Origin of the sequence: Anoxybacillus sp. P3H1B, from assembly GCF_001560855.1 — a bacterium.
GTDB classification, from domain to species: domain Bacteria; phylum Bacillota; class Bacilli; order Bacillales; family Anoxybacillaceae; genus Anoxybacteroides; species Anoxybacteroides rupiense.
Genome location: NZ_LPUG01000013.1, coordinates 23200 through 48029 on the forward strand (window position 1 = coordinate 23200; position 24830 = coordinate 48029).

17 protein-coding genes and 1 pseudogene are annotated in these 24830 nt (G+C 44.2%); 16 read left to right on the forward strand and 2 right to left on the reverse strand.

The features are described 5' to 3' along the window. Positions 1 to 3: 3 nt before the first annotated feature. The 8 genes and pseudogenes from AT864_RS09010 to AT864_RS09045 all read left to right on the forward strand — a co-directional run bounded on the left by AT864_RS09010 (position 4) and on the right by AT864_RS09045 (position 9579). Positions 4 to 1131 carry a CamS family sex pheromone protein gene (locus AT864_RS09010; protein ID WP_066148416.1) on the forward strand — a complete coding sequence of 376 codons (1128 nt, stop codon included), beginning with the start codon at positions 4 to 6 and terminating at the stop codon, positions 1129 to 1131. Between the two features lie 94 nt (positions 1132 to 1225). Beyond that, a complete protein-coding gene (pruA, locus tag AT864_RS09015; RefSeq protein WP_066148417.1) occupies positions 1226 to 2773 on the forward strand; it encodes an L-glutamate gamma-semialdehyde dehydrogenase in 1548 nt (515 codons plus the stop codon). A gap of 494 nt (positions 2774 to 3267) precedes the next feature. Then, positions 3268 to 3999 carry an HI0074 family nucleotidyltransferase substrate-binding subunit gene (locus tag AT864_RS09020; protein ID WP_082741665.1) on the forward strand — a complete coding sequence of 244 codons (732 nt, stop codon included), beginning with the start codon at positions 3268 to 3270 and terminating at the stop codon, positions 3997 to 3999. 277 nt (positions 4000 to 4276) lie between these two features. Next, positions 4277 to 4456 (forward strand): annotated as a pseudogene (locus AT864_RS09025) (L-glutamate gamma-semialdehyde dehydrogenase); the annotation flags it as partial. Between the two features lie 461 nt (positions 4457 to 4917). Then, positions 4918 to 5568, forward strand: a complete 651-nt coding sequence (locus AT864_RS09030) for a response regulator transcription factor (protein WP_066148420.1) — start codon at positions 4918 to 4920, stop codon at positions 5566 to 5568. Positions 5569 to 5956: 388 nt separating this feature from the next. Further along, positions 5957 to 6331, forward strand: coding sequence for a hypothetical protein (locus AT864_RS09035; protein ID WP_066148421.1), 375 nt, complete (start codon positions 5957 to 5959; stop codon positions 6329 to 6331). A 144-nt stretch (positions 6332 to 6475) separates the two neighbouring features. Further along, complete coding sequence (locus tag AT864_RS09040) at positions 6476 to 7153, forward strand: ABC transporter ATP-binding protein (RefSeq protein ID WP_066148423.1); 678 nt, start codon at positions 6476 to 6478, stop codon at positions 7151 to 7153. Further along, positions 7150 to 9579, forward strand: coding sequence for an ABC transporter permease (locus tag AT864_RS09045; protein WP_066148425.1), 2430 nt, complete (start codon positions 7150 to 7152; stop codon positions 9577 to 9579). Before AT864_RS09040 ends, AT864_RS09045 begins: the two co-directional genes overlap by 4 nt. 83 nt (positions 9580 to 9662) lie before the next feature. Here AT864_RS09045 and AT864_RS09050 read toward each other — a convergent pair whose 3' ends face one another. Next, positions 9663 to 10457 (reverse strand): VOC family protein, encoded by a 795-nt coding sequence (locus AT864_RS09050; protein WP_066148426.1) that lies wholly within the window; start codon positions 10455 to 10457, stop codon positions 9663 to 9665. A gap of 294 nt (positions 10458 to 10751) precedes the next feature. Between AT864_RS09050 and AT864_RS09055 the strand changes: the two genes are divergently transcribed. From AT864_RS09055 to AT864_RS09070, 4 genes are all read left to right on the forward strand, one after another. After that, positions 10752 to 12599, forward strand: a complete 1848-nt coding sequence (locus AT864_RS09055; RefSeq protein ID WP_066148427.1) for a sigma-54-dependent Fis family transcriptional regulator — start codon at positions 10752 to 10754, stop codon at positions 12597 to 12599. A gap of 221 nt (positions 12600 to 12820) precedes the next feature. Next, a complete protein-coding gene (locus tag AT864_RS09060) occupies positions 12821 to 13816 on the forward strand; it encodes a thiamine pyrophosphate-dependent dehydrogenase E1 component subunit alpha (RefSeq protein ID WP_066148430.1) in 996 nt (331 codons plus the stop codon). Positions 13817 to 13840: 24 nt separating this feature from the next. After that, the gene (locus AT864_RS09065; RefSeq protein ID WP_044741354.1) at positions 13841 to 14875 is read left to right on the forward strand and encodes an alpha-ketoacid dehydrogenase subunit beta; all 1035 of its coding nucleotides are present in this window, start codon (positions 13841 to 13843) and stop codon (positions 14873 to 14875) included. A gap of 513 nt (positions 14876 to 15388) precedes the next feature. Next, positions 15389 to 16645 (forward strand): dihydrolipoamide acetyltransferase family protein, encoded by a 1257-nt coding sequence (locus AT864_RS09070; protein ID WP_066148431.1) that lies wholly within the window; start codon positions 15389 to 15391, stop codon positions 16643 to 16645. Between the two features lie 151 nt (positions 16646 to 16796). On the opposite strand, the gene ade is transcribed toward AT864_RS09070, so the two are convergent. Next, a complete protein-coding gene (gene ade, locus AT864_RS09075) occupies positions 16797 to 18527 on the reverse strand; it encodes an adenine deaminase (protein WP_066148434.1) in 1731 nt (576 codons plus the stop codon). A gap of 513 nt (positions 18528 to 19040) precedes the next feature. Between ade and gatC the strand changes: the two genes are divergently transcribed. The 4 genes from gatC to AT864_RS09100 all read left to right on the forward strand — a co-directional run bounded on the left by gatC (position 19041) and on the right by AT864_RS09100 (position 24830). After that, on the forward strand, positions 19041 to 19331 hold the full coding sequence (gene gatC / locus AT864_RS09080) for an Asp-tRNA(Asn)/Glu-tRNA(Gln) amidotransferase subunit GatC (protein ID WP_044741361.1): 291 nt from the start codon (positions 19041 to 19043) through the stop codon (positions 19329 to 19331). A 13-nt stretch (positions 19332 to 19344) separates the two neighbouring features. Further along, positions 19345 to 20802 carry an Asp-tRNA(Asn)/Glu-tRNA(Gln) amidotransferase subunit GatA gene (gatA, locus tag AT864_RS09085; RefSeq protein WP_066148436.1) on the forward strand — a complete coding sequence of 486 codons (1458 nt, stop codon included), beginning with the start codon at positions 19345 to 19347 and terminating at the stop codon, positions 20800 to 20802. A gap of 14 nt (positions 20803 to 20816) precedes the next feature. Further along, a complete protein-coding gene (gatB, locus tag AT864_RS09090; RefSeq protein ID WP_066148438.1) occupies positions 20817 to 22247 on the forward strand; it encodes an Asp-tRNA(Asn)/Glu-tRNA(Gln) amidotransferase subunit GatB in 1431 nt (476 codons plus the stop codon). A gap of 1680 nt (positions 22248 to 23927) precedes the next feature. After that, a complete protein-coding gene (locus AT864_RS09100; protein WP_066148443.1) occupies positions 23928 to 24830 on the forward strand; it encodes a glycine betaine ABC transporter substrate-binding protein in 903 nt (300 codons plus the stop codon).

Here is a 24830-nt window from a genome sequence, read left to right on the forward strand (position 1 = left end):
ACCATGAAAAAAATGGCGATATTATCTATAGCAACGATGTTCTTGCTATCGGCTTGTGCTCCGAAATTTGGCCAAGAAGAAGTCGTACAACAAAAAGATAATAAACAGCAAAAAGCTGTGATTCCAAAATACAATATTTCTGATTCGTACTATCGAATGATTTTGCCATTTAAGCCTTCAGAAGCGAGAGGACTTGTGGTGGAGGATTTGAATACACGTTTGGATGTGAATGAGTTTGAAACGGGCTTGATGCGTGTAGCTCAAGATCGTTTCTCACCGCAGGACTATTTATTTCAAGAAGGGCAATATTTGGACAAAAAAACGATTCAGAGCTGGCTTAAGAGGAAAAGCGAAGACGATAAGGGCTTGAATCCGGCGCTTGGCAACAAAGGAACCAATGAAGAAAAAAATACAAAAAGTCCGATTTATTTGGCCAATATTTTAGAGCATGATTATTTAATGAAAAACGATAATAATAAAGTAAAACTTGGCGGTATTGTTTTAGGACTCGCCTTAAATTCCGTCCATTATTATGAGACGGAGCAGGGATATCCGCGCGAGGTGCAAATCGAGGATGACGTCATTGAAAAAGAAGGCAAGCGACTGGCTTCTGAAGTATTGTCGCGGGTTCGTCAGATTAAAGGATTAGAAAGCGTGCCGATTACTATTGCCTTATTTAAGCAACAGCCGCAATCGGCGATTATTCCAGGCCATTTCTTTGCCGTGACGAATGTAGACGAGGGAAGCACGACGATCGACAAATGGGAAAAAATTAATGAAGAATACACTTTATTTCCATCAGATGACGCGGAAAAAAATCACCGCGAAGATTTAATGAAGTTTTTAAATTTTAAATCCGATATCGAAGATTTTTTTCCAAATTATACAGGCGTCATCGGCAAAGCATTTTATGTAGACGATCAGCTTCAGCAGCTGACGGTCAATATTCCGATGCAATTTTATGGCAAGGGAGAGGTCATTGCGTTTACGCAATATGTAACGGGGCTTGTGATGGAGCAATTCCCGGATTATATCACGGTCAATGTCTATATTTCGTCTGTTAACGGCCCGGAAAGCATTATCATCCGCGAAGCGAAGGCCGAACAGCCATTTGTCCATATATATCAATAGACGGAAAACGATAGCGATTGAATAAGTTTTTATTATCCGTTAGAATGATAGATGTGGGTTGTAAACGTTTAATTTCGGCAAAGGGGGCACAAGTATGGTACAACCTTATAGACATGAACCATTCACAGATTTCACAGCAGAAGCAAATAAACAGGCTTTTGAAGCCGGTTTACAACAAGTACAAGCGTATCTTGGCCAAGACTACCCGTTAGTGATTGGCGGAGAACGGGTGACGACGGAAGATAAAATCGTTTCAATCAACCCAGCTAATAAAGAAGAAGTAATTGGTCGCGTATCAAAAGCGAATAAAGAGTTAGCTGAAAAGGCTATGCAAGCAGCAGATGCCGCATTCAAATGGTGGAGTAAAACAAAACCGGAAATGCGCGCTGATATTTTGCTCCGTGCTGCTGCGATTGTGCGTCGCCGCAAGCATGAGTTTTCGGCATTGCTTGTGAAGGAAGCGGGAAAACCTTGGAGAGAAGCGGATGCGGACACAGCAGAAGCGATCGATTTTATGGAGTACTATGCTCGTCAAATGTTAAAGCTGAAAGAGGGCATTCCGGTAGAAAGCCGTCCAGGTGAGTCGAATCGTTTCTTCTATATTCCGCTTGGCGTCGGTGTGGTGATTTCGCCTTGGAACTTCCCGTTTGCGATCATGGCGGGAACAACAGTAGCTGCTCTTGTTACGGGCAATACCGTTCTTTTAAAACCAGCGAGCACAACGCCTGTTGTCGCTTATAAATTTGTGGAAGTGTTGGAGGAAGCAGGTCTTCCAGCCGGCGTATTGAACTATATCCCGGGAAGCGGCGCAGAAGTCGGCGACTACTTAGTGGACCATCCGCGCACTCGCTTTATCAGCTTCACAGGCTCTCGTGATGTCGGCATCCGCATTTACGAGCGCGCAGCGAAAGTACATCCAGGCCAAATTTGGCTCAAACGCGTCATCGCGGAAATGGGCGGAAAAGATACAATCGTGGTCGACAAAGAAGCTGACTTAGAATTGGCAGCTCAATCGATTGTTGCCTCTGCCTTTGGCTTCTCAGGACAAAAATGCTCCGCTTGCTCTCGTGCGGTTGTTCTTGAAGAGGTATACGATCAAGTATTAAATCGCGTCGTCGAGCTAACAAAGCAGTTGAAAGTCGGCAATCCGGAAGAACAAAGCACGTTCATGGGTCCTGTGATCGACCAATCTGCTTACAATAAAATTATGGAATACATTGAAATCGGCAAACAAGAAGGCAAGCTGATGACAGGCGGCGAAGGAGATGACTCAAAAGGCTTCTTCATTCAGCCAACAGTATTCGCCGATGTCGATCCAAAAGCGCGCTTAATGCAAGAAGAAATCTTCGGCCCAGTTGTGGCGTTCACAAAAGCGAAAGATTTCGATCATGCGCTTGAAATTGCCAATAACACCGAATACGGCTTAACAGGAGCGGTCATTTCGAAAAACCGCTTTAACCTTGACAAAGCGCGCGAAGAATTCCATGTCGGTAACCTTTACTTCAACCGCGGATGCACAGGCGCGATTGTCGGTTACCAGCCATTTGGCGGCTTCAACATGTCAGGAACAGACTCAAAAGCAGGCGGCCCTGACTACTTGATTCTTCATATGCAAGCAAAAACGGTATCGGAAATGTTTTAAAGTAAAAACCCCCTCTTGGCGAATGCTGGGAGGGGGTCTAGTGAATTTGTCGATGCGCAAAAAATCCACCTCTGTCCAAACGGCGACTGAGGTGGATTTTTCTAAAATTCCTCTGTCCAGATGGTAAAAATATTGTTGTTATACTTACGTTTCTTTGAAGAGCCTAATATACTTGGTAACATAAAGAAACCCTCGTGTTATGGGGGGATGGTGTAAAGCCAGACTGGAAAGAGAGTGGGTTTCATTTTACAGAGCATAAAATGGATAAGGACTTAGCTCCTCACTTATGAAGACATACCTCTGATATATCCAGTAAGGGGCTTTGGAAACCTAACAATGAATTAAGAATGTTGTTAGGTAACAAACATTAAATTGGGGGTTGTGGAAATATTACGAAGACTTTTGGAATAGCTCCTAAATTCTCATCATGATTTCGTGTTCAGGTTTGGACATTTGAAGAAAATCATTAGGAGGCGGTGATCTTGAGTGTCAATATGTATGGATTAAAGAGAAAAACATTTTATCAGCTTCTTCATTTCTTCCAAAGCTATGCGGACATTATTGAAAAAATCATTTTGTTTGGTTCGCGGGCACGAGGTGATTATAAAGAAACATCGGATATTGATATTGCGATTAAATTTAGAAAAAACAACGAGCAGCTATATCGCATTCAAGACGATTTGGCTGAAGTCAATATAATTTATACAGTAGACGTGATCGATTATGACAAAATAAGTAACGGAAAACTCAAATCGTATATTGATCAAGAAGGGAAAACGATCTTTTTAACGAACGATCGGGGGGAGATAGTTGTGACGATGAATAAAATCATAGATAAGCTTTCCGATTTTGAGAAGGTGCTATATAAACTTCATCAAAGCGTCGGGCGCGATGTCACGAAAGACGACCTTGTTCTTGATGCGACGATTCAGCGGTTTGAATTTACATATGAGCTGGCATGGAAATGGATGAAAAGTTATTTGGAATACAACGGAAACAACGAAGTAACAAGCCCGCGAAAGACGATAAAGGAAGCGTTTAAAGAAGGACTCATTCAAGACGGAGAAACGTGGATTCAAATGCTGGAAGACAGAAACAGAACATCACACACGTATGATGAGCAAATAGCGATGGAAATTTATGAACACATTCGCCAGAGATACGTTTATCTATTTGATCGGTTATTGATGGAAATGAAAAAGCGAGTGGAGGAGTTAGAGAAATAACGCGATATGTTGTCCCCACAGGTTTTCCCACCCTAGATGTCCGACGATTCGGAGTTCTTTTTTGTACTTTGGATATTTTACGTATGGAAGGCTCCTTTTGGTTTTCTCATTTGATTTCTCCATCAATCTCTCAATCCAGTGATCAAAGAACAGCATCGATTTATTTTATGATAGAGTCGGATCATGGAACAGACAACGCTTGTCCTTGTCCGAAGTCGATTCATCTCCCGCTTTCATCAAGCTGTACAAGATTCAGAAACGCGAGACTTCCCGACTGAATAAAGCCAGCTTGGAAAAACGCTTTTTGTTTATGGACAGAATTTTTCTAAATAGAGGAACGATGGTCGGCTATCAGCCATTTGGCGGCTTCAGCATGTCAGGAACAGACTCAAAAGCAGGCGGCCCTGACTATTTGATTCTTCACGTGCAAGCAAAAACGGTATCGGAAATGTTTTAATGAAAATCCCTCTCTGCCTAGGCAGGGAGGTTTTTCATTATGCTATATTCCCGCGTTTATCCCCTTCAAGTGATGTACAAAGCCGCTTTTTCTCTTCTTTTGCTTTGTGTAAGTAGAACTAGTTTTAGACACTTTAAATGTCCGAAGATCACTGTTGATACAAAATGGTTTCCTTTTTAGCGATAAATTTATTACATCAGTGGAAGGAAGTTCACTGATTTTGTCGAATTTTGGTTAATTGTAAATATTTGTGTAGATATGTGGGGGACAAAATAACGAGGGGGATGAAAGCGTTTATATGAATATGTGAGACAAATGACGGAAGAAATCAATCGCATTGCCTGATGGCTGATAAGAGGTGGATCGGTGGTATCAAAGAACACATGCCAAGCTTGGCATACCGCATTTCAAAAGGAATCATCCTTGCGCTGTAAATCTGGAAAGGGGGAGAAGAGGCTAAGATGATTCATATTTTGGTTGTCGATGACCATCGGCTTGTTGGTGAGGGGACAAAGAAAGTACTGGAAAATGAACCAGACTTTCATGTGGAGCTTGTAACATCTGGAAAAGATGTGGAACCAATCATAGAAAGGTACACCTATGATGCATATTTGTTGGATTGGCAGATGCCGGGGATAAGTGGAGTCGAATTAGGTAAGCGAATTCTGCAAAAACAACCAGATGCGAAAAATGTTATGTATACCGGATATGACATCGCGCCTTTTTTTCATTACTTGATCGAATCAGGTATCACCGGCTTTGTCAGTAAAACGGCGACAAGCGAGCAATTAATCACAGCGATTCGTTGCGCATTAAGGAACGAAGCGGTGGTTCCTGTGCATTTGTTGCGCCGGATGCAGCTTTCTGAGGTGAAGGACCGAACGCAAGAAGGCGAACCGGTCGCGCTGAGCCCCCTTGAGCAGGAAATATTAATGGAAGTTGCCAATGGCTTAGGCAATAAGGAGATTGCAAAAAAATGTCATATCAGCCAACGCAGCATCGAACGGCAACTATCCCGCATTTTTGCCAAGCTGCAAGTTTCTTCAAGGATCGAAGCGGTAGAAAAAGCTAGAAAGCTAGGGCTGATCCCCGCGATTCACATGGAATATTAACGCCTCCTTACCAGTGAGGCGTTTTCTTTTTTAAGCCCGCCATTTAGTGACGGAGTTCCGCCAAAAAATGGCGGGGTTCCGCCACAGGTTGGCGGTGGGGGCAAATGAAAATAGAAGTATAATATGAGATATGGGGAGGTGAGAATGTGATGGAGGAAGTTTAGTAGAATTGTCAAATGCCATTCCATAAAACGCAGAAAACGAAAAAAAAACCAAAAATCTATATAAACAATTGGATCTTTTATACTATGAAATGGCTAAAAGGTCGAAGATAGGTATTAAATGTTTTATTTTGTGTATCTGTTAAGAAATTTCTGTTGCTTTTTATTGTAAAAACGAAGTGAATTTTTGTATTGAAGAAAAAAATAATGGATGGGGGAATATTTGAATGAAACAATTTAAAAATCTAGTTTTGAGTATTATTGGAATTAGTCTATTGCTAGGTCTCAGTGTTTCGCCTGCTTCTGCTGCTTACCCTGTTGATGCTAATATAAGTCCTGCACACGAAACGAAAATAGGCTCTTCTGCGTGGTTTACGAAGAGATTATCTTGGGGGGGAGGAGCAACAAATGTATATTATATATCCTACTATGATGGTAAGGCAACTATCTTTTATGATCCACAAGCTAATTACTATTCTTATAGTAGTACTTCTTTCTATGATAAGGGATCGTTAAGCACGAGAACATGGAATACATCCCTTTATGTATCCAACGGCTCTTCCACAACAGTCTATGGAAGTGTAACGTTGAAAGATCGCTAAAAATGATGTGAAAGAAAACGGGGCTGTTGAATCAGAGTCTTATTGATGAAGTCGAGTCTTGAAAATAAATATATGATAATCGCAGTTTGGTTCTTAAAAATGTTCATACAGCCTCGTTTTTAGCTAAGGAGAAGGGGGGAAAAGATGATTCGATTAGAAAATATCAGCCAATCATTTAAGCACCATTCTAGCAAAATCAAAATTTTCAATCATGTTGATCTAGTGATTCAGCAAGGGAGCTGGGTGTCGATTGTCGGTCCGTCCGGATCAGGGAAATCGACTTTATTAAAAATTATGACGGGCTTATTAAAACCGGATACAGGGACTGTTTATTACCGGGATCTCGATCTCTATCGAATGGGCGAACGAGAAAAAAGCGATTTCCGCCGACGTCATATTGGGTTTGTATTTCAAGATTTTAAATTATTGCCGTATTATTCGGTTTTAGACAATGTGATCCTCCCTTTATATTATGATAAAAAGAAACAGGAATTATATGAAAAAGCGAAAATGCTGTTGCTATCGCTCGGCATTCAAGAGCCGTTATTTTCCAGGCTGCCGAATGACTTATCCGGAGGAGAAAAGCAGCGCATTGCCTTTGCGCGTGCGCTCATTGCCGATCCGGACGTATTGGTTTGCGATGAGCCGACAGGGAATTTAGATCGGGAGAATCGCGATCATATGATTGAGATTTTGCGTTCCTTCAACCAGCAAGGAAAAACGATGATTTTAGTGACCCATGATATGGAAGTGGCGGCCTACTCTAATTGCATTTACTTATTAAAAGATGGGCTTCTTCTGCCAAATGAGGTGAATGTATGATCCGGATCGTTTGGCGTCGTCTCGTTCACCGGAAAATGGCAACAATGACGATGCTGGCCGCTCTTATCAGCGTCTATACGCTGATTCCGTTCGGCCTTTTCCAAGCGAAAGAAGCGAAATCAACGGTCGACAGCAGCATTGAGAAATATGGAAGGGGTACATATGATCTATTAGTTCGTCCTACCTCATCAAGAACGCAAGTGGAAAAAACGCTTGGCGTCGTCGAGGAAAACTATATTGGCGATGGAAAGGGCGGCTTTTCCATCGCCGAGTGGAAGCGGATCAAAGCCGATCCGCTGATTGAAGCGGCTGCTCCTGTTGCTTCATTAGGCTACTTTCGCGGCAAGCAGTTTTCCCTAGAGCTCCCTGTTTTACAAAATCCGTCGAGATTCACCTATCAATTTTATACATCAGACGGATATAAAAACTATCCGCTCGGTTCTTCGGGAACATTTGTCTATTTTGAACAGCTCGATCCTGGAACGATTCAGTATGTTACCACAGCACAGCGTTTTGGAAGCGCAGCCATGATGATTGAGATGCCGGAGAATTATTACCTTTTGGTCGCCATTGACCCGGAAAGCGAACAGCAGTTAACCGGCATTGACTTTTCCAAATTAGAAGAACCGCTGGAACTGGATCGCCCTCAGGATCCAAAAGCGATGATGCTAAAAATGACGCTTGAAAATTACGGGAATCCCCCTGTTGTAAAGGTGCTTCAGCGTGATGATTTGAATATCCCCGTTTTTCTTCGCCTGCAAGTGGATACGCTTGAGGTAAGCATCGAGAAGTATCTTCGCAGCCTCCATTTGCAGCAAGGGCAATGGATGATGAGTGCAAGCCCGGAGAAAATCGCCGAGGTTTTAAAGGAACTGAAAAAGGAGAGAGTCGTGCAATCGAAAACGATCGATTTAGATTTATCGAAGTTTCAAAAGCCGTTTGATGGTACGGCGCTGATTCTTAATGACCAGTGGCAGTTAAATGTTGCGCAAAGATATTCAATTGGCGGCGATACGTCCGTTTATTATGTCGCCTCTAAAATTGTTTATCAGCATCTTGATTCCATTCCGACCATCCATATCGTACAGCCTGGTGAGCCGCCGTCTTATAAGCAGGTAGAAAAACGGGGCGTCTCGATGGCGACTGCAACGAAACTCCCTTTTATTATTGAACAGGTAGGCACGTTTTCTCCGAAAAAAGAGCCCAGCAACAAGCTTGCTTCAAGCCCTCTGGGCATTTATGGAGGGATGGAGGCAACAACCGAAGAGGGCCGCATATTAACGCCGACAACAGTACCCGGAAGTTTCATTCCAGCGCCCGCCAGCGGTGTGACGACGTTGGAAGCGGCTGAACTGATCAAAGGAAAGAAACCGATTGATGCCATTCGCGTTCGAATTGCTGGAATTAAAAAGTATGATGAGGCAGCCCGCCGGAAAATTGAGCAGGTGGCCGCTAAGTTGTTGAAGCAGGGATATGAGGTAGATGTCGTAGCCGGCGCTTCGTTTAAGGAAATGACGCTTGATGTCGAGGGGATCGGCAAAGTCAAGGAGCCGTGGACAACGTTAGGAGTCGCCCAACGGCTGACACATACATGGAATGATATGAGTCTTGTAACCACATTTTTGTTTTCTTGCTTTGCCCTGCTTTGGCTCGCTATGAGACTCGTTTTTGAAAAAAATCTACTGGCTCTTGAAAATGAATATCTAACTCTCCTTGGTTGGCGAGAAGGACAGATTCGCAAGCGAAATGCCATAGAGCAATATTTGCTTATGACGGTTGCCTTAGCGGCGTCTTTTAGCATTTTATATGGTTTGGATGCCGCCCTGCCGCTATATGGGGTAGCCGCTGGTTTGTGGATGTTTTCCATAGTGCTTGTGACATTTTTGCTTCACAGAAAAGAAGAACGAAAGGAGCGAACGATCGCTTATCGCCGTTTTTCTTCCATTCGTTATTATCGGCGCTGGATTGTTCCGATGATGGGGATTTTATCGCTTGCCGCCGTGTTGCTGGCTGTACAGATCGCCGCGTTGACCGCTGCCCTGCAGGAGACGGCAGAGACCGCCTTAGGGGAGTATATAAGAAATGCGACCTTTTGGGTGCAAATCTCGATCATTTTATCGTCAACTGGCCTTGCCGCCATCGGTGTGAGCGAAGGGGTTCATACGCTATTGAGCGAACGAAAAAGCGAGTTTCAAATGTATGAGATGATCGGTTGGACAAGAAGAACGAGGATCTGGCATTTTGCAAAGGAAATAGCGGTTTGGGCTCTTTCTGCCATCATTTTCGGATTGGCTTTTGCCAGCCTTGCCCTTTATTTGCTTCATGTTTCCTTTATGTGGAGCGTGATGGGATTAAGCAGTTCGTTTGTGATCTTGGCGATCATGATCGCGGTTATCGTATGGACGCGCCATTTTGATGCGGTTTAGCCTAAATGGTATCTTCCCTCTCCGGCTTTGCCTGGAGAGGGAATGGGTTTTGGGTTGTTTGCCCTATGCCGGTTGCCTGCCTCTCAGACAGAAAAATCGTAAATCGCTTGTTCGAGCAAGATCGTTTGATTTTGTGGCATTCCCGTGATTCCGCATAAAAAAGGGCGATTGATATATAGAGCCCTTCCGGATGAAAGCTTCGCAGATTCATAAAAACGCATCTTGATATGGCCAGCGGGAATCTCCGCATAAGAGCCAAATCGGTCAGCATGATAGCGGACTAAAGAAGAAGAAATATCAAATAAGTGGCAATATTTTTGGACCGACTCGTCGAGGTGGTCCGCTTGAATGCCGATATAGGAAAGGGTTGGCTGTCCATGATGATGCTGCATCAGCTGTTTCATTTCCTGCTTCCGTATGCTGTCTTGTTGCCCCCATTGAATAAAAAATGGATAGCGGTATGTGCGATGGGACTCATCTCTAATAAACAGCATCGACCAGCTGAGCACGGTCCCGTCTTCTCGTTGCCGGTTTCCGGCAAATGGGCCAATGGGGGTTAATCCTTTTTCAGAAATATGGTTCATGATGGCATGGATGTCATTTGTGCGAAAGGCGATTTGTGAAAAGCCGGCCCCTTGGGCGGAGTCTGTGACGATTTGCTGGATCAGTCTATTATCAGACTTTTTCGCTTTGTTAAGGTCCATAAAGCCAATCCATTCAATGTAGCGCAAGTCACGGAAATAGCATAGGCAATTATACGTTCCCCAATCGTGATGAATACCGCCCTGTACGGCGTGGAAGCCCATTTGTGCAAAAGCAGCTTTCGCTTCTCTGGGGGATGCTGTTAGATGAACAAGATGGTCAAAGGTCACTTGCATGGGTCTCTCTCCTTTTCATATATCCATAGAAACGGTTGATTGCGGCATGTTTCAATATGGCTGTTTGATGATCGCCGAAGTGATGCTTTGGTCATGTGGCTGCATGATGAAATCAGCTTGTATTTATTATAAAAATAAGAAGGAAAAAGCGCCAATACCCCCTTTTCTATACTTCGCTGGCGTCTCGGCGGATTGGCCATTCGCATAGAAAGGTAGAAAGGGTTCACAAAGAGGAATTTTTTTAACAAAAGCGAATGTAGTATAGTATGAATCCGATAGAGAGGAGGGCATAGGATGGGTATGGTAGATCTATCCAAAAGGGAGGTTTGGCAGCGTTTTATACGAGAAGGAATATTGGATCAAGGAAGAATCCATCACAGAATTGAAGAATCATGGCAGCTTTGCCGCCGCTATAATGTTAATCCATACGATGGAAAGGGGAAAGTTGTGCTGGAACCGCCTTTATTGCTGGAGCGGAAGCAAAAAAATCGGCGATTGCTGCAGCTGGCAGTTCCTGTTTTAGAAAAGCTACAGAAGCTGATTCAGGAGACAAAATCGCTTTTGTTGTTAATTGATCGCGATGGATATGTTTTATACGCGAATGGACATCAGCAAGCGATCAAGAAAGCTAAAGCGATTCGTTTTACAGAAGGAGTGAAATGGACCGAGGATGAGGTTGGAACAAATGCAATTGGCACAGCGCTAAGAATTCAGGAGCCGATCACCGTTGTCGGCGATGAGCACTACTCAGTCGCTTCCCAGCAATGGATATGTTCAGCTACGCCTATCTATAATGAAAAGAAAGAATTGGTTGGAGCGCTTGATCTTTCTTGCCCCATCAACAGCTCTCTGCTTCAAGACCATGCTTTAGCCACTGTTGTTGCCGCCGCTTATACCATCGAACAGCGATTTCAGCTACAAAAGAAAGAAGATCTATTAGAACTATTTAAGTATACACATCACATTCCCAATCCTCATTCTCCGGTTGTCATCTGCGATTGTCATGAAAAAACGGTATGGATGAACCATGGGTTGCGCGCTTTCTTGCCTAATTTAACCGATCAGCCACTGGAATCCCTTTGCGAACAAAAATGGAGAATTCAAACAAAAAAACCGATTCACTCTGCCGTTGATGGTGAGTTGATCGGCTATGAGGTGACGCTTCAGAGAACCGCCGTTTATCCACAAACCTTTCACTTCTCTGCGCCATCCATTCATTTTGATGGTGTTGCGGGAGAAAGCGAGGTGTTTGCCCATGTTTTGCAAAGCTGCGAAAAAGCAGCAAAAACAGAGACCACGGTTTATATGACGGGAGAAACCGGTACCGGAAAGGAAATGCTCGCCCGCTTTATTCATCAAAATAGCAATCGGAAAAACAAACCGTTTGTGGCGGTCAACTGCGGCGCCATTCCAAAAGAGCTGATTGGCAGTGAATTGTTTGGCTATGCAGAAGGAGCGTTTACAGGGGCCAAGCGGACAGGACATAAGGGGAAATTTGTGCAGGCGAATGGTGGAACTTTGTTTCTTGATGAAATGGGCGAGATCCCTCCAGAGATGCAAGTAGCACTTTTAAGGGTGCTTCAAGAGCGTGAGGTGGTACCTATTGGGGGCGATAAAGCCATTCCGGTTAATGTGAGAATCATTACGGCCACTCATCGCGACTTATACAAGCTAGTGCAGGAAGGAAAACTTAGGGAGGATTTGTTCTACCGAATTTATGTGTACCCCATTCATGTACCGCCGCTTAGAGAGAGAAAAGAAGATATTCCCTTTTTTATTGAGCATTACTGTCAAAAACACCATTGGACGGTAACCTTTTCAGATCAGCTGCTGCAATTATTGATGAATTATCACTGGCCTGGAAATATCCGCGAACTGTTGAATGTTTTGGAAAGAATCCGTGTGGAATATGGGACGCATCTCCCATCGGTTTCTCAGCTTCAGTCGATGCTTGTAGCTTGGAATCAAAATAAAGAAAAAGCGGAGCAGAATCAAGCGCTATCTTACAGAGAGAAGATCGAAAAAGAACGAATGATGAACGTATTGCAGATCACGAACGGAAATGTCAGCAAAGCAGCGGCTACGCTTAATATTTCGCGAAGCACCCTTTATCGTAAATTGAAAAAATACCAGCTCATGTAGAACATCCTAGAAAAGTGTTCCGTTTCTCCGCGTTCTGCGCAAAAGGGAAAAGGTTCGCCAATGAACAAAAATGAAACAAAATGATACAGTATGAAACAAAATGAGAAACAATGTCGCTTTTGTGTATCAGGCGCTTGCAAAAGGATTGATTTTGTAAGCGCTTTTTTGCTGGCACGATACTTGCAATATATAAAAGTGAAATGAATCGAATAGGAGGGAGCATGATGACAATCGCAAAATCACAAACGAAAAGCATCACTCAAGAAAAAGCGAAGTGGATGTATCAAAAAATGAATGAAATTCGCCAGTTTGAGGACAAAGTGCATGAAATTTTTAGCAAAGGTGTTTTGCCTGGTTTTGTTCATTTGTATGCTGGCGAGGAGGCGGTGGCAGTCGGAATTTGCGCCCATTTAAGCGAAAAAGACTATATTACGAGCACACACAGAGGGCACGGTCATTGCATTGCAAAGGAATGTGACTTAAATGGAATGATGTCTGAAATTTATGGAAAGGCGACAGGGCTATGTAAAGGAAAAGGCGGATCGATGCATATTGCCGATGTGGAAAAAGGAATGCTTGGTGCCAATGGAATCGTTGGAGGAGGCTTTCCTCTCGCTGTTGGTGCCGGATTGACGGCGAAGTTAAAGAAAACGGGCGGAGTGGCCGTTTGCTTTTTCGGAGATGGCGCCAACAACCATGGAACGTTTCATGAAGGGATCAATCTTGCGGCGATTTGGAAGCTACCGGTCATTTTTGTGGCCGAAAATAATGGATACGCGGAAGCTACTCCTTTTGAATATGCTTCCAGCTGCCAAAATATTGCCGATCGTGCGGCTGCTTATAATATTCCGGGAGAAATTGTGGACGGTAAGGATGTGGTCGCTGTTTATGAAGCGGCGGAAAGGGCGATTGAGCGAGCAAGAAACGGACAAGGCCCGACGCTGATTGAGTGTAAAACTTATCGAAACTACGGACATTTCGAGGGAGATGCGCAAACATACAAATCATCGGAAGAAAAGCAGAAGCATTTGCAGGAGCTTGATGCGATTGTCAGATTCCGCAAGCATTTGCTGGCGAATGGGCTTGTCTCTGAGCAGGAGCTAATGCATATCGAACAAAATGTGGCAGAAGCGATTGAGAAGGCTGTCGAGTTTGCGGAGAATAGTCCGTTTCCGACCGAAGAGGAGCTTTTGCGGGATGTATATGTATCCTATTAATGAAAAAGTGAGGGGGAGCGAAAGATGACAAGAAAAATTTCTTTCTCAGAAGCGGTCAATGAGGCGATGAAGCTGGCGATGCGAAAAGATCCGAATGTCATTTTGCTCGGAGAGGATGTCGCCGGCGGGGCGACAGTCGACCATTTGCAGGATGACGAAGCATGGGGAGGAGTGATGGGAGTCACGAAAGGACTTGTGCAGGAGTTTGGGAGAGAACGAGTACTTGATACGCCGATTGCTGAAGCGGGATATATGGGAGCGGCTGTCACGGCGGCGGCCACTGGAATGCGGCCAATCGCTGAATTAATGTTTAATGACTTTATCGGCAGTTGTTTGGACGAGGTGATGAATCAGGGAGCAAAGCTGCGCTATATGTTTGGCGGAAAGGCGAAGGTGCCGCTCACTGTGCGGACGATGCATGGTGCAGGGTTTCGGGCGGCGGCCCAGCATTCGCAAAGCCTTTATGCGTTATTTACCCACATACCAGGTTTAAAGGTGGTTGTGCCATCGACTCCATCTGACGCAAAAGGGCTCTTGCTCGCTTCGATTTTTGATGATGATCCCGTGATCTTTTTTGAGGATAAAACACTTTATAACATGAAAGGAGAAGTAGACGAGGAGTTTTATACGATTCCGCTTGGAAAGGCCGATATTAAACGGCAAGGCAGCGATTTGACGATTGTCGCAATCGGAAAACAGGTGCATACCGCGTTAAAGGCGGCAGAATTATTAAAAGAGAGAGGAATTGAAACAGAAGTCGTCGATCCAAGAACGCTATCTCCGCTTGATGAGGAGACGATTTTAGCTTCTGTGGAGAAGACGGGCCGGCTTATTGTCATCGATGAAGCAAATCCGCGCTGCAGCGCTGCTACGGATATTTCCGCGCTCGTGGCCGATAAAGGATTTGATTATTTAGACGCGCCGATCAAAATGATTACCGCTCCGCATTGCCCGGTTCCATTTTCGCCGGCATTGGAGGACCTGTATTTGCCAACTCCGGAAAAAGTGTTGCGGGCAGCAGCTGAAATTATCGGCGATGAAACGATTGTAACCGTGTGAAGCAGACGCGAATCGTGCGGGACATAGTAAAACTTTGTTTTATTTCAATCAGCTGGCATGCGCCTTTCTTTCTTAAAGCGTGAATCAATAGGTCATTCATTTCAGCTGGAGTCCAGCAGCTGACATTTTCTCAAAAAGATAAGAGTGAATATAGGGCGCTAGTATAATGAGCGATTTAACAGCTTTCCAAAAGAAGTCTCCCATCCTCGAGGACCATGAAGGGTGACAGCCCAGTGAGTAGGGGGAGATGAATTTCGGTCGGCGATCCGCCAACGGATAGGATACTCTATCGTTCGAACGGACCCCTGCGGAACGAAGGGAAGCGTAAAGGGTTCTTGTGTAGGGCTTACCGTTCAGCGAACACGCACAAGTCGCTTGAAGCCCTCCTCTAAACGGTGGCGTGGCGGGTGGTTCACAAGAGCGGCTGGCGACATGGACGCTCAGGCGCATGCTGCCTTTATTGATTGCAGCATTTTTCATTCCTTGTATTCATCGGAAAAGGAGAGAGAAATCATGGCGGTTGAAATCATTATGCCAAAGCTAGGAATGAGCATGGAGGAAGGAACGGTAGTCGAGTGGCTCAAAAAAGAAGGAGACACGATTAAAAAAGGTGAGTCGATTGCGGTCATCAGTTCGGAAAAAATTGAAAAGGATATTGAAGCTCCTCAGGATGGAGTGCTATTGAAGATTATGGTGGCGCAAGACGAAACGGTTGCAGTAGGGCAAGCCATCGGCTATATCGGTCAAGAAGGAGAAAGCATGAATGAAGCGGAAGGAAGAGAAGCTGTCAAGACAGAAGAACAGGTGATCAGCGCTGGAAGCCAAACAGCGCGGCAGGAAGCGGCGGCAGCGATCGCGGCTGAAGAGACAAAGCCCGCTCCGCAGATGATGGCCCGTGTTTCGCCTGCGGCGAGGAAGCTCGCTCGCGAAGCGGGGATTGATTTAAGCAAAATTTCCGGTTCTGGCCCAAGGGGAAGGATAACAAGAGCTGATATTGAAAAAGCCATACAAATGGCGCAGGCTCCTGCCCCTTCTGTTGCAGAAAAGCAGCCAAAGCCTCAAACGAATGTTGAAGTTGAGCCAAGCGGTGTGACGGTCAAACCGATGACGGGTATGCGCAAAACTATTGCCTCAAGAATGTTTGCTAGCCTGCAGCAAACGGCGCAGTTGACCATTCATATGAACGCAGATGTCACTCATTTGTTGGAGCTGCAGGAAAAGATGAGACAGGATGAAGCGATCGGAAAACTGACGATCACGGACTTTATTGCCCGTGCCGTCGTTTTATCGTTGCTTCAACATAAACAAATAAACAGCCATTATCAAAATGGACAGATTCAAACGTATGATGCGGTCCATTTAGGGATAGCCGTTGCGTTGGAAAACGGCCTTGTTGTTCCTGTCGTCAAACATGCCGAATCTCTTTCTTTAAGAGAAATTTCACAGCAAATCAAGACGTTCAGTAAAAAGGCGCGTGAAGGGGCTTTAAACAGTGAAGAGATGACAGGATCGACCTTTACTATTACTAGTCTTGGTGCTTATGGAGTCGAATTTTTTACGCCGGTGCTCAATCCTCCAGAGGTAGGAATTCTTGGGGTAGGGACGGCAACCGATGTCCCTGTTTTTATCGGGGAGGACATTCAACGCAGAAAACGATTGCCACTCAGCTTGACGTTTGACCATCAAATCATTGATGGAGCTCCAGCGAGCGATTTTCTCCGCACCGTGAAGACTTATTTAGAAGCGCCGTATCGGATGTTATGGATGTAATCATTAATAGGTTACTTAGATTTGCTTTTTATGTTGAAGTGCTGTATTTGGGAATTAAAGTGCATAGTCTTAGTCTTATTTTATCCAGTTTAAGTTGTAATAGATGGAAAAGAAAAGCCTCTCTTCCTACATGAAAGAGAGGCTTGACATTTTATGCTTCTACCGGAATAAATTGAAAGGTCTGTACGTCAAACAATCCTTGGTCCGTCAATTTCAGTTCTGGGATGACTGGCAAAGCTAAAAAAGCGAGGGTAATGAATGGATTAAACGCTTGAGATGCCCCGATATCCATCAATGCCTCTTTGATTTTTTGCAAGTTTTCGCACACATCGCTGCAGCTTCTTGTCGTCATAAGACCGCCAACTTCAAGCGGCAGGTCGGCTATGATTGCTCCGTCTTTCACGACAACGAGTCCACCGTTAAGCTGCTTGATATGATCGATGGCCAGCAGTAAATCGCGATCGTTTGTGCCGACGGCGATAATATTATGCGAATCGTGGGCGATGGATGAAGCAATCGCGCCGTTTTGCAGTTGAAACCCTTTCACAATGCCAAGTCCGATTCCGCGCTGTTGATGCCGTTCAACAACAACAAGCTTCAATAAATCTTTTGTTATGGAAGGGACGAATCGTCCTTGGTGGACATCGACTGATTCGATCATATGCTTCGTTTGTAAGCGATTGGGAATAATTTCAATAACATGAGCCTTCGTCCCTTTTGAAAAAGGAATTTGCAGATCTCTTTCTGTGATGACGGGGGCGTGAACAGATTGGAGAATTCGGTCTCCTAAATTTTTCTTTTCTGCTGATGTGGAAAAGACGGCTTTGCCGTTTTCGGCCACGAGCACCCCTTTTTTATAAACGTGTGAAATTTGCAATAAACGCAAATCGTCAATCAGTAAAAAATCGGCTTCATATCCGGGAGCGATGGCTCCTTTTGTATTTAAACGATAGCACTCAGCCACATTAAGTGTCGCCATTTGAATGGCCGTGATCGGATCGATTCCTGCCTGTATAGCAAGGCGGATGTTGTGATCGATGCTTCCCTCGGCCATTAGTTCATCTAAATGCTTATCATCTGTGCAAAATAAAAATCGCCGTGCATTTTGGACGTTAACCGCCGGAATCAGCTGAAGCAAATCTTTAGCGACGGATCCTTCGCGAATCATGACATATAGGCCGCGGCGAATTCGTTCTAAAGCTTCTGCGGCCGTTGCACATTCATGGTCTGTTTTTATGGCCGCGCTGGCGTACACGTTTACCGCTTGATGATCCAAGCCGGCCAAATGCCCATCGATGCGTTTGTTCGCTTCTTCTGCCATAATGAGCTTATCGAGCATATGTGAGCGCTCGTGCAAAAGAGACGGGTAATCCATCACTTCTGCCAATCCGAGAACTCGAGAGTCGGAGAGAAATGGAGCCAGCTCCTGCGCGGTCAATACAGCTCCCGCATGTTCAAACGATGTCGCTGGAACACAGGAAGGGAGCATGATATAAACGTCCAGCGGCGCATGCTGGGAATCGTCCAGCATAAATTGTATTCCTTCCACTCCAGATACGTTGGCGATTTCATGAGGATCGGCGATCACAGCTGTCACACCGTGAGGGATCACGGCTTGAGCAAATTCGCTTGGGGTGACCATGGAAGATTCAATGTGCACATGCGCATCAATGAATCCCGGACAAACATACTTTCCTCCGGCATCAATGATCGAATGGCCCTCATATTGTCCGATGCCTGCAATCATTCCGTCAACAATGGCGATATCTCCTTCTTCGATCTCATGAGCGAATACATTGATAATTTTCCCGTTTTTGACCACGAGATCAGCCGGCTCTTTCCGGGCGGCAACGGCGAGCCGCTTCCATAATAACGATTTCATTAGTCTTGCTCCTCTCATCATTTTTACCAAAATCACCTGATTCGTGTTCGCTATTGATTGAAATGTGAGCGAATCTTCCAATAGCAGCTGAAAAAAGGGAGTTTGACAACGCTTCAAAGCGCCATTTCCACAATGTGGCATAGTTGCTTAAATCAAGCCTGAATGAATGGCGCATTTGGAAGCGTCTGATGCCTTGCTTTTTTGTCCAACATCCCTGTAACGAAATCGGCCGTGGAAGCACAGTCCTAACTTCATATCTAAAAAATGGTAATCTGTAAAGTGAATCTATCAAAAATAGGAGGACAGGTACAGCATCATGGCCGCTTTCCCATCATGACGGATAAGTCCATGTAAATTGTTTTCATTGTATGATTGAGAGGGTCCGCTCGTCAAATGATTCGTTAAGATAAAAGACCAAGCATTTAAATCCAGTAGCGCATGTTGCTTTAATCAGTGAAAGTTTGGTATCATCATAGTATTGTGAAAGGTCGAGAATGTTGGAGGTGAACGAAAATGTCAAGAATTTCGATCGAGCAAGTTAAGCACGTAGCTCATTTGGCACGTTTAGCGATTACTGAAGAGGAAGCCGAAATGTTTACGAAGCAGCTAGATGCGATCATTACATTTGCAGAGCAGCTCAATGAACTGGATACGGAAAATGTTCCGCCAACGTCGCATGTGCTGAATATGAAAAATGTGATGCGTGAAGATGTGCCGGCACAAGGCCTTCCGCTTGAAGACGTGTTGAAAAATGCACCAGATCAGCAAGATGGACAATTCCGGGTGCCAGCGATTTTAGAATAAGGGAGGGAAGAGCATGTCGCTGTTTGATTACAAAATGTCTGAATTACATAGCCTGTTGCATAAAAAGGAAATTTCCGTTTCCGATTTAGTCAGCGAATCCTTTAAGCGGATTCATGAAGTCGAAGAGAAGGTACAAGCCTTTTTAACACTTGATGAGGAGCGTGCACGTGCGAAAGCAAAAGAATTAGATGAAAAGCTAGCAACCGAAGAAGAATTCGGCTTGCTTTTTGGCATGCCGATCGGTGTGAAGGATAACATCGTGACAAAAGGCCTTCGTACGACGTGCGCCAGCAAAATTCTTTACAATTTTGATCCAATTTATGATGCGACGGTTGTACAGCGCTTGCAGGAAGCCGATGCCGTGACAGTCGGAAAATTGAATATGGATGAGTTTGCGATGGGATCTTCCACGGAAAACTCCGGTTTTCAATTAACACGCAATCCATGGAATATCGAATGCGTACCTGGCGGCTCAAGCGGCGGTTCGGCTGCGGCTGTTGCGGCAGGAGAGGTGCCATTTGCGCTAGGATCTGATACAGGCGGTTCGATTCGCCAGCCGGCTGCGTTTTGTGGTGTCGTCGGCTTAAAACCTACATATGGACGGGTATCGCGCTTTGGTCTTGTTGCTTTTGCTTCTTCGTTGGACCAAATTGGACCAATTACACGTACCGTTGAAGACAACGCTTATTTGTTGCAGGTGATTTCCGGGCTTGATCCAATGGATTCAACATCAGCCAATGTCGATGTACCAGACTATGTATCGGCATTAACAGGCGATATTCGCGGTCTAAAAATTGCCGTGCCAAAAGAATACTTAGGCGAAGGTGTCTCTGAGGAGGTGCGCCAGTCTGTATTACATGCATTAAAAGTATTGGAAGGACTTGGCGCAACATGGGAGGAAGTATCGTTGCCGCATTCTAAATATGCATTGGCCACTTATTATTTACTTGCCTCTTCTGAAGCATCTGCGAACCTTGCCCGTTTTGACGGTGTCCGCTACGGCTATCGTACGGATAATGCGAAAAACTTAATTGATATGTACAAGCAGACGCGCAGCGAAGGCTTCGGCAATGAAGTGAAGCGCCGCATTATGCTTGGAACGTTTGCATTAAGCTCTGGCTATTATGATGCGTACTATAAAAAAGCGCAAAAAGTGCGGACATTAATTAAGCAGGATTTTGAAAACGTATTTGAAAAATATGATGTCATCATTGGTCCGACAACGCCGACACCAGCGTTTAAAATCGGCGAAAAAACGAGCGATCCGCTAACCATGTATGCGAATGACATTTTAACGATTCCAGTTAACCTTGCCGGCGTTCCGGGCATTTCCATTCCATGCGGATTGGTGAACGGGCTTCCGGTCGGCTTGCAAATCATCGGCAAGCACTTTGATGAAAGCACGATTTATCGCGTTGCGCATGCATTTGAACAAGCGACGGACTATCATAAACAAAAACCGGTATTGTAAGGGGGGAAATGAAGATGAATTTTGAAATTGTCATCGGGCTTGAGGTCCATGTCGAACTGAAAACAAAATCGAAAATTTTTTCCAGCAGTCCAAACGCATTCGGAGCACCCCCAAATACACAAACGAGCGTGATTGATTTAGGCTATCCAGGGGTTCTCCCTGTGTTGAATAAACAAGCGGTTGAATTTGCGATGAAGGCGGCGATGGCATTAAATTGCGAAATTGCCACGGAAACGAAATTTGACCGAAAAAACTATTTTTATCCAGACAACCCGAAAGCGTATCAAATTTCGCAATACGATCAGCCAATTGGCCAGAACGGCTGGATTGAAATTGAAGTCAACGGCAAAAAGAAAAAAATCGGGATTACGCGCATTCACTTAGAAGAGGATGCCGGAAAGCTGACGCATACAGGCGATGGCTATTCATTGGTGGATTTCAACCGCCAGGGCACGCCGTTGATTGAGATTGTTTCTGAACCGGACATTCGCTCTCCAGAAGAAGCGTATGCCTATTTGGAAAAGTTAAAATCGATTATTCAATATACAGGCGTATCTGATTGTAAGATGGAAGAAGGCTCGCTTCGCTGCGACGCGAACATTTCGCTCCGTCCGATCGGATCGGACAAATTCGGTACCAAAACCGAGTTAAAAAACTTAAACTCGTTTAACTTTGTGCGTCAAGGATTGGAATATGAAGCGAAACGCCAAGAAAAAATTCTGCTTTCTGGCGGCGTCATTCACCAAGAGACGCGCCGTTTCGATGAAGCGACAAAAACCACTATTTTGATGCGCACAAAAGAGGGATCTGAAGACTACCGTTACTTCCCAGAGCCAGATCTTGTCATGCTTTATATTGACGATGAATGGAAGGAGCGCGTTCGCGCCTCGATTCCTGAGTTGCCGGATGCTCGTCAGGCTCGTTATATTAAAGAGTTTGGTCTGCCGGAGTATGATGCGAAAGTGTTAACCATCACAAAAGAAATGGCCGATTTCTTCGAAGCGACAGTTGCGAATGGCGCTGATCCGAAATTAGCGTCAAACTGGCTCATGGTAGAAGTATCAGGCTATTTGAACGCCGAACAAAAAGAGCTTCACGACATTGCGCTTACTCCAGAAAGCTTGGCAGGCATGATTAAGCTGATTCAAAACGGCACGATTTCATCGAAAATCGCTAAAAAAATCTTTAAAGAGCTTGTTGAAAAAGGCGGCGACCCAGAAAAAATCGTCAAAGAACAAGGGCTTGTCCAAATTTCTGATGAGGGAACGCTGCGCAAAATTGTGCTGGAAGTGCTTGATGCCAACCCGCAGTCCATTGAGGATTATAAAAATGGAAAAGACCGTGCCATTGGCTTCTTAGTTGGCCAAATTATGAAGGCAACAAAAGGACAAGCGAATCCGCAGCTTGTGAATAAGTTGCTGTTAGAAGAAATCAATCAACGATAACCAATATATGGCTGTCCCAAAAAAGCACTAGGCGAAACCTTTTGGGACAGCCTTTTTATTTGATCATTCAGTGCAAGCGCTGATTGTATGAGCTGAAAAGGTACATTTATCTCGAAAATTCCTTGTTTATCAAACAGGAAAAAGAGATTTTCACCCTCCTGATGGTGCCAAAATGTTTTTGCGCAGGTGTCTATATCAATGAAAGGGTATTGGACCTTCTTTTCATGGATGTTGTCCTTTCGGCTGGTGGCAGCGCTTCTGAATATAAAGGTCATGCCGTTTGGGGGATGATTCCATTTTTTGTAATGAGAGTATTGAAAGGAAAGGATATGGAAGTATATAAGAGCATATGGGAGGATATTGATGTATTTCTGAGGATTCTGGATATATCCGACTAGTATCGTGGGAAATTCGCACATATCGCTTTATATACACTTATTTCCCATTTGTAAACCATATCTATGTATCGGTATAATAATCATTGTAATTATGTAACTATTCAGCATATTATCGCTGGATCTTGTTTTCAGAACCATGGAAAGAGGGGATTTGCTCTGGCGGAAGGCATCAAAAATAAAGAGTGAAGATGATCATAACAGGGCTATGAAAGCAGCATGCCCAAGAATACAGAAGATGAAAGGGAATCATGAGTTGAAATTTAGAAATCCATGTATGATGGAGTGATCTTCGTTCATCCCTTGCTTCATCTTAAGCTGTATTTTCCTTTATCTATGGAGGCGGGTTTTCACTGTGAGACAGCGCTGAGACAAGAGTCTTTTTTCATTTTGTAAACATTCTATCGTTTTTCCTAGTGGATGAACGATCATCGTTTAGAAGGCAGAGCCTTGTTGGCTCAACGATCTGTATGGAGCAGGATGCTTCGTAATCTATGAAATCTTGTCTGACGCTCGTGGCGCGTATGAAGCGATCTTGCCTGGCAAGATGAATCAGTAGGTCTGCTTTATACAAATGAGGTCATGAGATTTTTGTTTTTGCTTAGAGCAAAAAAGATAATTCGTCCATTTTGGACAGAAGGGTGCTTTGTTTTGATGAAGGTAATCGTTCAAATGTTTGAATAACCAATCGCTTTATGTATGATCGGATTTCCCTTCGTCTTGTTTCCTCATCAGTTGAATATCCAGTAGATGTTTAATCTCCTCTTTCATCAAATTCCGTAGCGAATTCTACCAGTCACACATTTCATACCCGCATATGAAGCAGATGCAACATACGACTTCCATTGCTTCGTTTGTTGGCATGAACGCCATCTTTTAGTGTTTGAAGACAGCTTCCGTCATCTGTCTTCAGCGTGAAAAGAAATGAGAGCGGCGCTCCATCCTTTGATACAAGTCCGGTAAACAGAAAAGAGTAGGCGCTTGTTCGTTGTTTCTTCACTGTCTAAAGGAACGGCCATTGGAAATATGGTACATCGCATCTATATGTCTCCGCTATCTAAAACAATCAGCTAATCGTCATGTGACCTTGAAAGTTCATTTAAAGTAATTTGCAGCGCTTGAATGGCGTGGGATTTGTTTTTGGCTATGGAAGAGTTTTTCTTATAAAGTTTCTAGTGATGAGGCATAACATGCTGAATAGTTACGTGATTGTTTCTAAATGATGATTGTACATCCTCTATCACAGCTTTGAGCTAGCTCAATCATGTAAAGGGGAGGAATTTCATTGCGTAAATGTGCAGCTTTGATCGGAACGATTTTATTAGTCTTATCACTGGTGGCCTGCGGAACGGGAGAAAAAGCAGAGAAAGGAAAGATTGTGATTGCCGGTAAAAAATTTACCGAACAAATGATTTTAACGCATTTGCTGGCCGAATACGTAAAAGCGAATACAGATTTGGATGTAGAGGTAAAGGATAGCCTGGGCGGCGCGTTTATGCTGCAACAGGCGATCGAAGGTGGCGACATCGATGCTTATGTAGAATATACGGGTACCGGTTACTTAAATATTTTAAAAAATCAATATGACGCATCGCAAACGCCAGATGATATCTATCAAGCAACGAAAAAAGAATATAAGGAAAAATTTAATATTACTTGGCTTAAGCCGCTTGGATTTAATAATACGTATGCTTTGGCTATGAGAAAAGAGCTGGCGGATGAGCTTGGGGTGAAAACAAGCTCGGATTTAGCAAAAAAATCGAATCAGCTCGTATTCGGTTCAGATGCCGAGTTTTTTGAGCGGAGCGATGGATACGACGGGTTAGTCAAGGAATATGGATTTCAGTTTAAGAAAAAAACGAATATCGACCCTGATTTGCAATATGAAGCCGCTAAAAACGGCGATATTGATGTCATTACTGCTTATACAACCGATGCGCGTATCAAAAAATACAACCTCGTTGTGCTTGAAGATGACAAACATTATTTTCCTCCATACTATGCTGTACCGATTGTTCGCCAAGAGGTTTTGGATGCCAATCCGGGATTAGAAGAAGCGCTAAACAAGCTTGAAAATATCTTATCTGATGAAAAAATGATGGAGTTGAACGGACAGGTCAATATCGAAGGGAAGCAGCCAAAACAAGTAGCGATCGACTTCCTCAAATCGGAAGGACTCATTGACTAA